Below are 16,457 nucleotides of genomic sequence, written 5' to 3'. Positions count from 1 at the left end.
GGAATGTTACCTCAAAAGTTAGCCGCTAATTAATTACCTGAGTTCGATTCTTAGTTATTAATTGCATTTGAGCCAATCTATAAAGGGCGGTATCCCGTACTTGATGTGGTATCTCTCATCGTGACACAGGCAGGAGATGCCGGATCGAGGTCAGCATGACACTATTGTTGCTGAATTAAATAATTGGCCGTCAACTTTCTTTATTTTTAAATCGAGCTCAGGCTAACTCCTTTCAGATTCAGGCATTTACGGGCTCACGATTTTTTTCGATTATACGCTCCTGGATATCATGTGGAGCACGGGCGTAGTGAGAAAAATCTCGTGTATGAGCCGCACTCCCTTTTGTCATCGACTTTAGCCTGGTGGAATAATGGTCGAGTTCCTCGAGTGGAACTTGCGCATGAATTGTCTGGATGGCCCCTTCACCCTCCATTCCCTGCACCTGTCCGCGGCGGACCCGGGGCCGAAATTGAGGAATTATAGTCTGCGCACCGTTCGTGGACAAAGCTTTTAAGCAGCTCCCAGGCTTTCTTTTCACCACCCGCCTGAAATGAGTCATCTCGTTCCTGAAATCGTTTCGGTATAGACGTGTTGATTGTCTCTAAAATATTCTCTGTAAGATTAACCGATTCCAGCATGCTCAAGTCAGGATCTTCTTGCGGGGCATTCATCTTTTGTCGACAGGTCTTACGCCACCAATCCCGATTCATCAGGCCTCTTTGAACGGCATTTGTTGGAGATTCACACCACTCGATATCCCTCCCCTCAAACCATTCTTTCATTTCCAGGTCGCGCCGGTAGGTCAGATCGATGCCGGTCTCCTCGTGGCTGAAAACCGTTTGGACATCATATTTATCCACAATTTTTTTAAAGAAATCTTTCGCTTCCTCAAAAGCGACCATTAGTTCATGGTCTTTCTCATTTAGCACATCCATCATGTCAACCAGCGATTCCCAGGCAAATCGCCAGTGTCGAACATCGTAGTGCGGATCGTTGATGAGAGAGGGCTCGAACAGGTAAATTAACAGGCAGGGATTATCCGATTCTGCTGCTGCCTTTAGTGGAGCGTGATCTTTGAGGCGAAGATCACGTTTAAACCAGACGATGTTTATTATTTCTTTTTGCATGGTTGCCAATAAACAGAGAACAGCCCCTGTTTCATTTCATATTTTGGCAAACATGTGAATTCAGGAATAGATTTTACCGATGCAGTCCCCTATCTTAAATCTTGTGTTGAGATTGCAAATCATTGACCCTGTAGTTCAACCGGATAGAATAGGGACCTCCTAAGTCCTAGATCCCAGTTCAAGTCTGGGCGGGGTCACTTATAAAAAGCCTTAAAGTGAATGTTTTCTTTAGTTTAAGGCTTATTCATTTTGACTTGGTAAAACTATGGTGAAACAAAGTCGCTCTTTTCTCATTCCTTGCTTTGAAATAGATCGCGCTTTAAAGTTGGGCATGCACGCGGTCAAATTCTTCGCACGTAGCTAACTTCACAAAACGGTTCACCCATGTACTGGCTAACATCCAGCAGACCAAATACAACGTATCCACCCGACCAACTGCACCTTTCGGGTGATAGATGAGGATGGTAGGTTGCTTGTCAAAAACCAATGACAACAGCATCCAAGACAAAGACTCAGACCATGTTTGCCCTGGTGGACCAGTGGAAAGCCAGCGGCGTGACCCGGAAAGCTTTTTGCGCCGAGCAGGCCATAAATACTCACACCTTCAGCTATTGGGTGGCCAAGCGCCGCCGGGCTGATCAGCCGTCCGGCGGGTTCGCCGCAGTGGACGTGTCGGGAGCGGGCCCGTCCGACCAGGTCACGATCACCTATCCTAACGGTGTTGCCATTCGACTGAGCAGCGGGAACCTGCCGCTGATCCATACCTTAATCCGGCTCGACTGATGTTTTACCTGAGCTTCTCCCACCTCTACCACCTGTACTGCGGGGTGTGTGATATGCGTAAGAGTTTCAACGGGCTGTCGGGATTGGTTCGCTCCGAGCAGGTGCGCATAATGGAGGGTGTTCAAAATTTCCACAGAAGACAGTCCTTTTAGCAACGAATCTCCGTTGATGATCTACTTAATCAACATCATCTGCTTGGTTTCAGTAAATGAATCTGTTTGCAACCGGTACAAATAAACCCCGCTTGAAAGTCCAGAGGCATCGAAGTTCACCGTGTAATGGCCTGGACTTTTACGTTCATTAGCCAATTGTGCCACCCGCTGCCCCAGGATATTATAGACTTCAAGTGTCACCACGGATGATTCTGGTAACTCAAACCTGATATTTGTGGTTGGATTAAATGGGTTGGGGTAGTTTTGGTGAAGTTTTGACTGGTTTGGTATCTCATCACTCTCTCCATCCCTGTCTATGCTTGTTGCATTATTAGCTTTTAAATCGACACTGCTGAATGCATACCGGGTTATCTCTTCATTCCCAACATCTGCTATCAACTCAGGTTCAACCGTACAACCAATACTTTCAGAAGGTGCAAGAAGCTGCGTTTCGTAAACACCTGCTTTAATATTTAGAAGTTCAAGACTCCCGGCTTCGAGCTCCTCACTGTTATCGTCGTAACAGACATATTCTGGTTCAATTTTGTAACTACTTAATTGATTCACTCCCTCTATTTCAATTTCAATAGTGACCGGTTCGGAAACGATGTGATTATCTCCCTGAACCCTACTTATTATATCAATATCACTGGTTATTGAAGATGCTACATATACGTTATTGATAGATGGATTATGATCTACTTCCCAATTGCCAGGTTCAGGTTTCGGAATATAAAAGTATGCATACCCCTGCTCTTTATCTTCTGTTACAGACCAATTCGCAGGTGCATTATTGATATTATATTCTACTCCGGGAGGAGATGTTAGGGCAATTTGATAATCGGGAACATCAATGGATTCTCCTGGTAGTTCAATGTAAATCAATGCTGTATCTACCTTTGAATCAATATACTGAACTAACCCTGTTCTTCCCTTTTGTTTCTCAGTCGGGTTATCAATATGTATTTTCATCATATCCTTCTGATCAGGTGTTAATGCAATTTGACCTGAATAATTGGTTTGTAGAGGTTGAAATTCTAATTCAACCTCCGAGAAACCAATCTTTATCCATGGGCGAATTAAATCATTTGTAAACCTTCCAACTTCGATAATTTGACTACTTTCTTCAAAGTTTACACCTAAATTATCATATCTGGAATTTGAATTAATTAAAAAAGATCCACTTGAGGAATATATACTATCACCTTTCACTTTATATGGATCTTCTATAAAAGAAGCACTATTTGCAGAAGAATATATACGCAGTCTATTGTCACTTCCGTAAACTGCACGTATTCCTACATCATAGTCTGACTTAGAAAAGTTAGTGTTTAAAATTACGCTACCAAAATCACTTGTTTCGATACTTTTTATATTGTCAGAATTATCATTAAAACCCAAATTCCCTATGTAATTAGGATGTTGGCGAAGTGAGGTATATTCTCCCTTTAATAATGGCAACACCAATCCTCTTGCATTTGTCAGACCATATATATTTTCAGGATTATCTTTGATCGTTGTATGATAATGCTCAGTAACTAAAATCGGAATATTATATTTCAGTAAACTGACACTTGATACAGACACGAACCCATCATCTTGAAATTCAATTTCCTGGTGAATTTTGTCAAAAAAATGACCAATTATCCCAAACTTTATTCCTGCTACTGTTATATATGAAAAATCAGCTTCATCATTCAATGTTGAAGGTACACGATTATTTAGACTCCGCAAGAACACACTACCTGGAATCATTTCAAAATAAGCTGGTGCAGATGGATCCATATCAAATTTGCTTCCTGCAAATCCCCCAAAAAAAGTATTAGTCAACCTAAATGAACCATAACTCCCATGATTTGGTGTTCCCAGCATAACCAATTTTTGAATGGTATCATGAAAATATTTGCTTTGTATGTGTGAGCGGCTCACCAAACCTCCCATGCTGTGAGCCAAAACTTTTAAATTATTCGTTTGATACGATAAAGAAAGTCCAAAAAGCTGGTCACTAAGTAAATAATTCAGTGCCTCACCAAGTAAGATGCCCGATTTTTTAATTGGTTGGTCGTATGGATAGTAAAACTGCCAAAAGTGATAATTGTCCTCTCCGTTAATTTCACTAATAATGTTACTTCCCCAGTATGGATAAAATCCACTTACTCCATGGACTCCAAGTATTGGATCCGCACTTGGTTCTATAGATTGATTCAGTTGAAATTTATCGGGTGCAACCAACATCGAGACCATCACTTCATCTGTACTGCTGTAATAGTCCCAGGATTCTTTATTTTCAATTTCCATTTTATCATTGAGAAGAAGGATCGCATTAAACGCGGAACTTGATTCTATTTGATCACAGAGATTTACATAAAGGATGCCTACTCGTTGCCCATTTTTCTTAATAATCAGGTTTTGATCACTGGAATCGTTTTGATCGCAGGCTTCCATAAATTGTGGCTCTTCGATTCCCCAGAATCCATTATTGTTACTTAATGGTACTGCTTCAGAATCTTCGGGAAATACCCACTCAATCGAACCGAACTCATACACTGGCGAGTGCACCCAGAAATTAATCTTTTGATCTGCTGGAAAAGTTTCTAATGAATCCTGAACTTCATCTGAAAATCCACTTTCATTGCCATTTATATCTACCGCAGAAACCCAATAAGAATATGTACGTCCATTAACTATATCTGTATCCGTATATGTTTCTGTTCCTGCAGGAATAGTAGCAATTTGTTCTGTATATTGTTGTGGAAGTGCAAACCTGTAAAGACGGTATTGCGCAAGATCGGTTTCCGAATTAGGATCCCATGTTAAGGTAATCTGTCCGTTTACGACCGACGTACTTAAACCACTGGGAGCTGTAGGCGGTGTAACATCTTCATCTGACTGATTCCGAATAATATAAACACCACTTTCTTCAGCAGCCACATATACATATTCGCCAGCACTTGATACTCCATATGCGGGATCCGGGGTATTAAAGTATCCAGTCTCAACAGGATTTGCAGGATCAGACACATCAATAGTACGAATTCCGGCGTTATCTGCTGCTATGTATGCATAATTTCCTGAAACTGTTACGTCCCAGGCAGAATCAGAGGCCTCAAAGTTACTTACTTCTGCTGGATTGGCTGGGTCGGAAATATCTATGATTCGCAGACCATGATCAGCAACATAAGCATAGGTACCTTTAAGATCGACATCCCAGACATCATCTTGTGCATCCAGAAAGCTCACTTCCGTTGGGTTGGCAGGGTCCGAAATATCCAAAATACGCAGTCCGGAAGAGTAGTCGGCTACGTAGGCATAATCACCACGGACTTGTACGTTTACTGCATTTCCGGGGGTGTCAAATCGGCCAATTTCAGTGAGATTTTCCGGATCGGATATATCTATAATCTGCAGGCCATCTGATTCAACTGCTATATATGCATGATCTCCGGAAACGGCAATGCCCCAAGCATCGTCCAATGTATCAAAAGAACCAACTTCTGTTGGATTGGCCGGATCCGAGATATTATATACTTGTAATCCACCTCTCTCATCTGCTACATACGCAAGGTTGCCAATAACATCAATCGTGAGTGCTCGACCCGGGGTTTCAATTGAACCCACCTCAAAAGCATTTGAAGGATTAGTAATATCCGCTATCGTAAGCCCTCCATCTTCGTCAGCGATATATGCATAATTGCCTGACACTTGTACATCCCATGCCTCCCCGCGAGTATCAACAATACCGGAAAGATCTGAATTTGCATATCCAATTTGGAATAGGCCTTTAGTGTCCCATACACTTTCATTCTCAAGACTTCTCACTCCGACATAATAATCCGTTCGAGGTTCTATATCATCAGGCACAGTCCAGTTATAAGTGCCATCGTCAGATGTGCCTCTTGATATGTATTCTATAAAAATAGCCCCTTCTCTGTGAAGAAGAATTTCAACTTCTCCCTGTACATTACGGCTGGTCCATCGAATCTCTTCTTCTTCACCTGAGGTCCACTTTTCACCTCCGGTTGGACTCAACATGGTAATATAAGGACCTGTCCCCTCATCGATCGTAAACGCACCATCGGTTCTACCTCTTACATCAGGATCATCAGCACTAAAAATGACCATATAGTAATCATTACCCGGTTCGATGTAAGGAGGGACAGTCCATGGTGCTGGTCCTGATCCAGACCATCGGTAAATTCTTCTCACCAACTCTCCATCCCCCCGATAAAGCCATATGCGTACATCACCATAAACCCCGGATGTTGTCCATTCAATCGTTTCTTCACGTCCAACTTTCCATGTGGTACTGCTATTTGGATTTTCCACAGTTATTTGAGCTGAGACAGATGCATCATATATATTTTTTGGAGTAGTCGTTCCACTTGTTATGTGGATTCCCCCACTCTTGAAGGTAGCTTCAGGGATTGTATCCGTTGTAGCTACATTCTCTGATCCTGAAATATCAATTTGGGGAACTGAAGAATACAAATAGGCGGGGAAGAGCAATAGAAAAGCGAAAAGCGGAAAAATATTTAGAATCTTTCTTGATAGTAGATCATGTTTCATATTGTATGACTCCTTGAGTGTAGAAATTCACTGCAATACTCAAATCGGTATCTGCTATTTAGATACATTGATTGGAAAATCTCATGTTGCCGAAAGCTGAACACTGAAGAATTTCTATGGTGATTAATAATAAATATCTCTTGCCAATAAATTTTAGTCTATTAACCCTTATCAATTGACAACTTAAAATTATTAATCAGGATATCAATTACGTGGTAAGTATTAGGTTAATTATTACTTTATTCTAATATTCATTCCTCAATTAGATCAGGCCCAAAGAGCTGAAGTTCCACTGCCTGCACCACTCTTTTGCCACACACGTACTCCAGATAGGAGATATATAAAAATGAGTAAGAAAATTATGGTCCACTCGCCACTAATGACATGGGGAAAGTATATACATAACTTTCATTTACAGTCAATTGAACGAACTGGTACAGTTCTATCGATTCTTAATCTACGGCCTGAGTTTGTCAGTCTAAATCAATTGCTTTATTCTGCCATTTCTTGATACTCACTCAACCTTTTCATGCAGTTTGTCTTGGATTCAGTATAATAATCTTTACCGCCGAGAGATAGAGCTTCATCATAATAATTTAATGCCTTTTCGTAATCTCCTAAAGCATCAGTTAAAACTGCGAGATTATAAACAGCTGATGCTGAATTGGAATTTTTTGCTACATATTCTTCAATTTGTGTGGCTGCTTCCCTTACTTGTCCATCTCTCGCTGCATCTAAAATTGGCTTTAGTTCTTCATTTGAATAATCCAGACGAGCTCGACGAGAAATTGATCGTGGGGTAATATCTGCAATAAACTCTTCAACCGCTTTCCCTGTGGCTACTTCAAGTCGCTCTCTATAGTCTACAGGATAGTCGTCGATACTCCAAACAACCTTTCCATCGTATTGTCGCTCATTCAATAAAACATCTTCACCTTTTGTAACTGTAAATGCTATAGGTAGAATCGTCATCATGGCAGGCACTGTTTCTTCTTCAGTGCCTAATATCCCTGTTCTTCGGGTAATAGTTGTCCGACCATCTTGTCTCATGCTCGCTATTATATTTATCTTTATATATGCATCATCTGTATTTACATCCATATTTTCATCCGTCATCACCACTTTTCCCTGTTGAGTATCAAAACGAATGCCTTCGTTTATCTTATTTTCAATAGTGAAGTACCCTTTACTACGACTTTGATTTGTTAACTCTTGGATAGTAATATCTTGTATACGTCTGGTAGCACCTTCTGCCTCTACAACACTAACATTGGGTGAGTCTCCTAAATAGTAATTTGGTGGATATTCAGACTGAATTTGGGTGTACTTTGGGATAGCCATATTGCAGCTGCCTAAAGCAAAGCTTAAAATTATTACTAATAACATTAGATAATGGCGTCTTATCACGAGTAATTTATTGTATAGCATTGGACTCCGTCTTTATGTTTGATATAGTAATTTTGTACGAAAAAAAAATTGATCCTTTTGAGAGATGGGTAGTTATATGCTCTCCGGAAGCTTCTCGATCATTAGTATTCCGTTGCCTTTGTTGCACTCCACGACTTCTATAATTATAAATTATTAGGGGAAATCAAAATAGTACCCAATAATCCTAAGTAAGAAAGCCAACGGCGAGAGAAAAAGTTGCTCATATTTCACGAATTTCCGGCTTGGGCTCTTCAAGAAGGCCTCGAACATTTAGTGAGGTAATTGCCCGTACGATTTTTTCTTGGAATTGCTCATATCTGGTGTTTATTTGTGCTTCTGTTAAATTTCCCTCTACATTGTACTGCTCAAACCTCATAACCTAACACCGCCGGAGTTCCAATTTACACCGTTCAACGCTGGTTGAGATATGCGGATGTAAAAACCACGCAGCGGTACGCGGACCTTCTGAATATGGATATCAGTGAGCAGGTTGGGAATGCTTTTAAGAAACTGTAGCGATCAGTGACGTAGTGAGGAAAGAGTCATAAAAGTTTATTAGGATATGTAACTTGATGAGATAGGCTTTGATTAATTTGTCTCGAGAAAGCTTTTTCAGAATTTATCTCACTTGCTCACTGATAAGGTCATGATACACACACTTCCACATTTATGCGAGCCTGCCGGCACCTGCCAGTGAGGAACTATCCCAAATTCGCTACAGAATCGCCGGCTATATTATGACCAATTACAAGATTTCGTTTCATTCGGGGAGTGAGCAAAATAGCAGCCTGGTCATTCCGATCGGTTCCAGAATGCGTTCTTTTAATAATGCTTCGTATGTCATATTATTTACTCAGGTAAAATTGGTAAGGAGGAAAGAGAAATCTGTCGGATTAATCCGGATGGTTCTAATAGGCAACAAATTACTGAATAATGGGCTAAATGCGTTAAGTGCTCATTATTTACCCGACGGTAATGAAATAGTATTTGATGCTTTCTATCCGGATAATTATGAAATTTATACAATTAATTCAGATGGATCTGATCTGATCTGACTCGCCTGACAAACGCCCCTTCAGATCAGGACAATGGACCTTTTTGGTCTCCGGATGGAGAGAAATTATTTTTACCCTCATGCAGCTGGTACCAATTTTTTTCAAAAATGTAAAATGAACATTGATGGAACGAATATCCAACAATTGACCAGTGATAATTATGATAATAGCTCCGAGGGATGGGCTCTTGGTTCTTCATAAATAAATGATTCAAGTATGATGATGCAAGATACCTCTTCAGAAAAAGTTTGTGTAGTTGGCACTGGCATTGCAGGATTGGTAGCCACGAAAGTTCTAAAAGCTGATGGATTCGAGGTAGTCGCATTTGATAAAGAGGAAACTATTGGTGGGGTTTGGGCTCCTTCCCGTACCTATCCGGGACTTCGTACCAATAGCCCCCGTGAACTCTATGAATTTTCGGATTTTGAGTATCCGAAATCTGCTGATGATTTTCCAACAGCTCCTCAGGTGCGTAACTATTTGCTTTCATATGCGGATCACTTTGATCTCTGGAAACACATTCAACTTTCCACCAAGGTTGTGTCCATCTCTCATCAATCCGAAAATAACGATCATTCTAAACCCCGTTACCAGGTTGTTGTTAGATCCAATGGAAAATCAGAGACACATTATTTTGACTACATTGCAATTTGTAATGGGGTTTTTTCCATTCCTTATATACCTCAAATCGAGGGTCAAGAAAATTTTGAGGGTCAGATACTTCATTCCAGTCAATTCACCCATTCTAAAGCTGTTGCGAACAAACAAGTCATCGTAGTCGGTGCCGGTAAATCGGCTCTTGATTGTGCCACAGCAGCTGCTGAACATGCACAGTCTTGCAAGCTTGTGTTTCGTTCTGCACGCTGGTCAACTCCCCGTTATATTTTTGGAATCAGATATGATAAACTGTTTTTTTCCCGATTCTTTGAAGCATTTTATCGTTACCATACTCCGAAAGGATTTGAAAAAATTCTTCATGGGCCTGCCAAACCATTTGTACGTTTTTTTTGGCGGTTTCAAAGTTGGTTTATTCGCCACTATTTAAAGATACCTTCAAAACTTGTTCCTGAATATCCACTACCTGGAAAACTGGACATCGGGGTGGGTAGTGATTTTTACCAGGCAGTACATAAGGGACGAGCAACTCTCAAAAAGGCCGAGATCGAGTCCTTTCGAGAATCTACTACGGTTCAGCTGACAACAGGAGAGAAGATAAAAGCAGACGTTGTGATTTTTGCAACCGGATGGCAACAGAAGTTAGATTTTCTTGATCCTTCTATTCGAAATCATATCAAACAGGATGGCTTTTTTTATCTTTATCGTCATATCCTTCCGCCAGATGAACCGACAATTGGATTTATAGGGTACGCCCAATCTTTTTCGAGTGCATTGACTTCCGAAATCTCTGCACATTGGCTATCTCAGCATTTTCGGAGGGAACTTGACCTGCCAAATACTGCTGAAATGAAGAAAGAAATTGAACGGGTTCGCCAGTGGTCTGAGGAAGTATTTCGGCCAGCCCGAGGTGGCTACTTTATAGGTCCGTTTGTAACTCATTACATTGATCAACTCATCGATGATATGGACCTGGAAGTCGTCCGAACAAACAATCTGGTAAGAGAATATTTGTGTAGTTATACTCCCAAACGGTATCGATCTATTCATGAAGAACGAAAACAGTTAAGATGTTCATAATAGGCTTCAGGAGTCGAACATTATTGATGCCAACTTTCTGCCATTCTCCGTTTTCATGTAGAGAGGTTGAACAGCTTCGATGAGATTGTCTTTTGAACTCATAATGATTATCCCTATTGGATTTCGAGAAATCTATAAAAAAGACTGGAATGAATCTGAAGAATTTATATCTGATAGAGGAATTGAATGACAAATAACGGCTCTTGGCTTGTGCTGCCAGCCTGTTTTTGATTGTCGACTCCAAAGCCTTAACTGGTCAGCACTAAGCCATTGTTAACCAACCTTGTGCGGATCATCTGGCAACATCTGTCTCGTATGCCAAATGGTCAACATATCAATTTGATTGGTTTTTAACTCATATACCAGTCGATAATTTCCATGTATAAGCTCTCGAATTTCAGGCCGTCTGAACTCAGGGACAATCCTTCCGCTTTCCGGTTGATCGCTTAGTTTTCTACAATGGTCGAATACACCTTCTGCCCATTTAATAGCTGTTGGTATATGATCCAGTGCAATATAATCGGTACACTCTTCAACCCGAGTTAAAAACCGATCCGTTAGAACTATTTCCATTTAGAAAGATGCTTTTCAATTCTTTCTCTTGCTTGATCCATAGTATACGTTTTGCCTTGCTCGACCTGTTGCTTGGCTTCGAGTAAATCCTCAAGCATCTCTAATTTTTTGGTAAAGCGTTCATATTCTGATACATCCATCAAAACAGCAGCACTTTTGCCATGTTGAGTAAGTATAATTGGTTGCTTCTCTTTTTTTAAGCGTTTTACAAAATCCGCAGATTTCTTGCGAAACTCGGAGAGAGGTTCAATATCTCTTGAAATTGAAATATCCATATCAGTACTTTAAAAGTTTTTCTATGCACTAATAAGATACTGATTCAGATTTGGACTTACAACGATAGGGTAGGTTGGTTAAAATGCATTTCTCTTCAGGCTTTTCAGCCCTGAATGTTGTCTGATAGTAATCTAATTTTATTAATACTGTAATTAGAACACGGTTATAGTCCGAATAATGTTTATCGGCATTTAAAACCTGTCCGATTAAAACTTTTCAGCAATCTTCGTCACTTGCTCACTGACAGTGAGATAGTGAGCAAATCTCCAACATATTTTTCACCTAAAGAGAAAGGCTGCTAACTTTCCTCTTAGGCTTTTCAAGCTTGCTGGCCATTGATGGCCTCAGCGAACTCTTCCGGGTCTTTATAGCCTCCCCGATGGATCGAGCGCATGTACTCTCCAGATGGGTTTCAAATCATTAATGTTAATAAAGAGTTCAGCTGTTAAGCCTGAAGCCTCTTTAAATGGAATTCTACTTATTCCTGTATGTAGATATACTATCGCTCATCTCGTTATAAGCTGTTCTGATTCCATCACCTGTTGATGCAAAATTAAGTGTGTCTTTTGAGTCAATGCCTATCTTCGCAGCTTCCGCGAATGCATCCTGATTGGCTCCCAGAAAAATAAATTCCCATGAATACGTTTCTTTTTGATGGCGTATCATATCATTGATTGTCGCCAAATTATAGGATATGCTTGCGTTCTCTTGCCCGTCAGTCAAAATAGCAACAATAACTTTTTCAGGTCTGTTTTCTTCCGGGGTATTGGCCAGTCGTCGCCCTGTTGAATCCAAAGCTTTGCCGATGGCATCAAGCAATGCTGTACTCCCTCTCGGTATATAGTCTTTGTCACCGATGGGGTCGACCTCACCGAGAGGCTTGTTTTCATGAACAATTTTGTAGTCGGTGTTAAACTGGATGAGCGTCAATGTAGCCTCGCCTGGCAGTGTTTTCTGCTCGTCAAGAAACGTATTAAAGCCGCCAATGGGGTCTTGTTCTATAAGTTTCATCGAGCCAGATGCGTCAATGATACAAATGATCTCTGATAAACCTTCTTTCATATGTCTCCCTTTTTATGTGATTGATTTAAGAAGCGTAATGTGTACCCGCCACAGTATAAACAACTCGAGTAACAACGTAGTGTCACGCTTCTGTTATTTGCATCATTGGCCATTCTTTAAGCTAGCCTAGTCTTTCATACTTCTTATACCCAATTCCTCTCCAGTTTCTCACCTCAGGCCTCATTCTCCCGCTTTTCTTGGTATAAGAACAGTGTACAAAACCTATAACTAACGGAGAATTACAAATGCCTGAACTACTCACAACATTGTGGATCCGAGCGATGCTCACTTGAGCAGCTGCTTGCGATTCCTGAACCCGAAAAGACGGCCACCTATACGCCACTGAATCATTACGATTTTGCCGTCAATGTAAAGACCGTGGCCTCTAATATGCTACGGGACTTTACCTTTGCTAAGGAGGCTTACGCCCTTAGCTCAAACGGCAACACAATGTTTGGCGTGCTGTCCTATGTCAGCAAATCAACAACTGATGACGAACTCATAATGCTTTCGATAGGTATCGGAAGAAGATTACGACTATAATGATTGATCGGTTTTGAAAAAAAACTAGAACGAATACGATATCTGCCTCAGCCCTGACCTGGGGCCCGGAAGAAGGCAATGTGGTGTGGGAAGGATTCATAAGCGGTCGATTCTCTAAGACATCTTGATTTCGGTTTTAAGAATCAACCCACTCAACGGTCTCCTCATCCGAACCTAATTTCCGCTTCATGCCGCACCGGAAAATTGCAGGAGTTAGCAATGAAGCACCTCTCGTGTGCATGCTGATGCAGTTTTTTGGCTTTATCCAGATTATCCGAATCTGAAATTGTAACGTGCGGATAAAGCTTCACTTCGGTAAATCTGCCGCTGCCGTCCTCCCGATCTTCCATTATTCCTGTCGCTGGATCTTCGTACGATTTCACACGAATCCCTGCATCCGAACACAAATGCAGATACCACAACATATGGCATGCCGACAGTGAGGCCAGGAACAGCTCCTCAGGGTTCCATTTAGAATGATCTCCGCGAAAAACCGGATCAGCACTGCCCTGTATATCCGCTTTTCCATTGATGGAAACTGTATACGATCTATCATAGGACCTGTAATCAACGGTCCCCTCTCCTCTGTTCCCAGTCCATTGAAGTTGTGAACTGTAGTGGTGTAATCTCATCGTTTATTCCGTTTTATCATTACTGACTATATAAATTCGCTTTATATAGTAAATAGTCTGTCTTTTCCCATTCCAGATTATAACCTGATAACTTGTTATTTAGCACTGTTAACTCCTCCGATGACTTTATACCATTTCATCATTGACACAACACTAATCCGGCAGAGTGAATGCGATATAGCTATCTCCGCCATCGGCACCTAATTTCGTGCCGCCGGCAGCAATCACTATATACTGCCTGCCATCAGCCATATAGGTACTTGGCGTGGCAAAAGCGGCAGACGGGAGCTGGGTTTCCCACAGCAAGGTTCCATCAACTTTATCATACGCACGAAATTTACCATCTTTGGTACCTGCGATGAAAAGTAGTCCGCCTGCTGTCACTACCGGCCCTCCGTAATTTTCGGAACCCGTCTGAGGAATCCCCTGCTCCACCAGTTCAGGATACTCTCCATAGGGTATTTTCCATAAAAACTCACCCGTGTTTAGATCGATGGCATTTAGTGTGCCCCAGGGCGGGCTTATTGCCGGGTATCCGTCACTGTCGAGGAATTTATTATATCCTGAAATATTGTATTTGAATTCTGGAACCGAAATTATACCATCTCTATAAGATTCGACATCTTCGTCAAATAAGTATGAGATAAGTGCCTCCACTTCCTCGTCGGAGATATAGTCGAATGCCGGCATCATACCCTGACCATTCCTGATCACTGCTTCCACCTGTATTTTATCCCGGCGACTGTCAATATCAACCAGCGAAGGAAACCCACTTGCAGGATTTCCTGACCGGTCTCCTCCATGACATGCCGTACAGTTTAACGTGTAAACTCTTTCACCCATGCTCAAACCTGCAAGATCATCTTCATCAGCGGATGGTTCTAAACTTATGCGCCACGCCATTTCGTTACTATTCACGTACATGATCCCATCACTATCAACAGACGCGCCTCCCCATTCAGCCCCGCCGTCGAGACCGGGAAAGATGATTGTCCCTTTCTCGCTAAGAGGTGTAAAAGGGCCTTCAAACCGGCTGTTTCTGAATAACTTTACCAGTTCATCACGATTTCCTGCATTTGGGTTGATGTCATCTTCCGTGAGTTTTTGTCTTGCATACGGTTCCGGTTTAACCGGGAATGGCTGCACAGGCCAGGCTGCTTCTCCCGGCACGTCTGAAGCCGGTACCGGCCTGTCTTCGATTGGGAAGTATGGCTCCCCGGTTTCTCTGTCAAAAATAAAGGTGTAACCATGCTTGGTAACCTAAACAACCACATCAATTGCTTCACCATCACGTTTCAAGGTTGTGAGTACCGGTGGTGCGGGAAGATCCCGGTCTAAAATATCATGTTTCACAATTTGATAGTGCCATATCCGCTCACCTGTTCGAACGTTTAAAGCCAGCAGAGTATTGGAAAACAGATTTTCTCCCGGGCGATTCGCTCCATAAAAATCAAATGCCGCAGATCCGGTTGGCACATAAATAATACCTCTTTCCCGATCAACACTCATGCCGGTCCAGTTATTTGCACCGCCTATTCCCGCATTTTTATAATTATCAGGTGCCCATGTATCGTACCCAAATTCTCCCGGTAAAGGAATCGTATGGAAAACCCACTCAAGCTCCCCGGTTACTATATTGAAGGCTTGAATGTAACCCAAAGCTGCTTCTGCACCTTCTCCAACCCGAATAGGCATGACAATAATATCTTCGAAAACTGTACCCGGCGACGTCGATCCAACATATTTATCAGCAGCGGTCTCTCCAAGACCGGATTTTAAACTAGTTCGTCCGTCCTCGCCAAAGGATTCAATGACCTCACCGGTTTCCGCATCTCTTGCATAGAGCCATTCACCATTGGTGTGAAGGACTCGCTTATCGGTTCCGTTTTCCCAGTAAACGATTCCCCTGCTGTTACTTAAACTTCCCACCTCCTCACCAACATTCATCCAAATGACTTCTCCGGTTACTGCATCTAATGCGAATGGCTGTAAATTAGCGGTCATTCCATACAGTATTCCCTCTACTATCAAAGGGTTAGTCTGCATCTCCCCTTCCACGTCCGTATTAAATTCCGATGCCACTTCCAGCTGACTAACATTTGAAGGATTGATTTGATCCAGCTCCGAATACTGATTTCGTTCAGGCCCACCTTGATATTCAGCCCAGTCTGATCCAGCCCCTGAGTTAAAATCAGACAGAGATAGTCGTTCATCCTGACAACCCGAAATCAACATGCTGCTGATGGCTATAATTATGTATAAAATATACCATGCAAATTTTTCCATATTGGTTTTTAAAGATCTGCTTTTACTTAAATGAACTTCTTTGAGGTTATCATATATAGTTCTACCGGAAATTTTGTGGGTTGTTGGCAAAATATGTGAATAATCGCATAAAACATGTTCGAAATTTCCCAAAATTAATGTTCATTGCTTTTGCAGATCCTTCTCTTCGCCATCAACTACAATGGCTCGATCCCCAAAGGGGCAGGCAGGATGACAACGCTCGTTAGTAAACATAAGGGCGGCGTGAGCGAATTCATCGTTTTCAATATCGCATTGTCA

11 protein-coding genes, 1 tRNA gene and 1 pseudogene are annotated in these 16,457 nt (G+C 41.7%); 3 read left to right on the top strand and 10 right to left on the bottom strand.

From position 1 onward, the window contains the following. Positions 1–238 precede the first annotated feature (238 nt). Together AABW11_RS19670 and AABW11_RS19665 are read right to left on the bottom strand one after the other, a co-directional pair. A complete protein-coding gene (locus tag AABW11_RS19670; protein ID WP_340107046.1) occupies positions 239–433 on the bottom strand; it encodes a hypothetical protein in 195 nt (64 codons plus the stop codon). Continuing rightward, the gene (locus AABW11_RS19665; protein WP_340107045.1) at positions 423–1,127 is read right to left on the bottom strand and encodes a deoxyribodipyrimidine photo-lyase; all 705 of its coding nucleotides are present in this window, start codon (positions 1,125–1,127) and stop codon (positions 423–425) included. The genes AABW11_RS19670 and AABW11_RS19665 overlap by 11 nt, the downstream gene beginning before the upstream one ends. Positions 1,128–1,251: 124 nt before the next feature. On the opposite strand from AABW11_RS19665, the gene AABW11_RS19660 reads away from it, so the two are divergent. Continuing rightward, positions 1,252–1,324, top strand: a tRNA-Arg gene (locus AABW11_RS19660). 289 nt (positions 1,325–1,613) lie between these two features. Next, on the top strand, positions 1,614–1,910 hold the full coding sequence (tnpA, locus tag AABW11_RS19655) for an IS66 family insertion sequence element accessory protein TnpA (protein WP_340107044.1): 297 nt from the start codon (positions 1,614–1,616) through the stop codon (positions 1,908–1,910). 173 nt (positions 1,911–2,083) lie between these two features. Here the strand turns inward: tnpA and AABW11_RS19650 are convergent, their stop codons facing one another. Together AABW11_RS19650 and AABW11_RS19645 are read right to left on the bottom strand one after the other, a co-directional pair. Then, positions 2,084–6,628, bottom strand: coding sequence for a Ser-Thr-rich GPI-anchored membrane family protein (locus AABW11_RS19650; protein ID WP_340107043.1), 4,545 nt, complete (start codon positions 6,626–6,628; stop codon positions 2,084–2,086). Between the two features lie 492 nt (positions 6,629–7,120). After that, positions 7,121–8,014: a tetratricopeptide repeat protein gene (locus tag AABW11_RS19645; RefSeq protein WP_340107042.1), complete on the bottom strand. Its 894-nt coding sequence runs from the start codon at positions 8,012–8,014 to the stop codon at positions 7,121–7,123. A gap of 1,313 nt (positions 8,015–9,327) precedes the next feature. On the opposite strand from AABW11_RS19645, the gene AABW11_RS19640 reads away from it, so the two are divergent. Continuing rightward, positions 9,328–10,806, top strand: a complete 1,479-nt coding sequence (locus tag AABW11_RS19640; RefSeq protein WP_340107041.1) for a flavin-containing monooxygenase — start codon at positions 9,328–9,330, stop codon at positions 10,804–10,806. 273 nt (positions 10,807–11,079) lie between these two features. Here AABW11_RS19640 and AABW11_RS19635 read toward each other — a convergent pair whose 3' ends face one another. From AABW11_RS19635 to AABW11_RS19610, 6 genes and pseudogenes are all read right to left on the bottom strand, one after another. Then, positions 11,080–11,379 carry a type II toxin-antitoxin system RelE/ParE family toxin gene (locus tag AABW11_RS19635; protein ID WP_340107040.1) on the bottom strand — a complete coding sequence of 100 codons (300 nt, stop codon included), beginning with the start codon at positions 11,377–11,379 and terminating at the stop codon, positions 11,080–11,082. Next, the gene (locus tag AABW11_RS19630) at positions 11,370–11,654 is read right to left on the bottom strand and encodes a type II toxin-antitoxin system Phd/YefM family antitoxin (protein ID WP_340107039.1); all 285 of its coding nucleotides are present in this window, start codon (positions 11,652–11,654) and stop codon (positions 11,370–11,372) included. The genes AABW11_RS19635 and AABW11_RS19630 overlap by 10 nt, the downstream gene beginning before the upstream one ends. Positions 11,655–12,129: 475 nt before the next feature. After that, entirely contained in the window at positions 12,130–12,717 is a 588-nt protein-coding gene (locus AABW11_RS19625) for a hypothetical protein (protein ID WP_340107038.1), read from the bottom strand. A gap of 707 nt (positions 12,718–13,424) precedes the next feature. Then, the gene (locus AABW11_RS19620) at positions 13,425–13,892 is read right to left on the bottom strand and encodes an OsmC family protein (RefSeq protein WP_340107037.1); all 468 of its coding nucleotides are present in this window, start codon (positions 13,890–13,892) and stop codon (positions 13,425–13,427) included. 153 nt (positions 13,893–14,045) lie between these two features. Beyond that, on the bottom strand, positions 14,046–14,735 hold the full coding sequence (locus tag AABW11_RS19615) for a c-type cytochrome (protein WP_445263808.1): 690 nt from the start codon (positions 14,733–14,735) through the stop codon (positions 14,046–14,048). A gap of 27 nt (positions 14,736–14,762) precedes the next feature. Continuing rightward, positions 14,763–16,127: pseudogene (locus tag AABW11_RS19610) on the bottom strand (outer membrane protein assembly factor BamB family protein); the annotation flags it as partial. Between the last annotated feature and the right edge of the window lie 330 nt (positions 16,128–16,457).

Origin of the sequence: Rhodohalobacter sp. 8-1 (assembly GCF_038150125.1) — a bacterium.
Lineage (GTDB): Bacteria > Bacteroidota > Rhodothermia > Balneolales > Balneolaceae > SW132.
The sequence above is the reverse complement of the archived record's forward strand: the minus strand, read 5'-3'. Positions and strand labels throughout refer to the sequence as shown.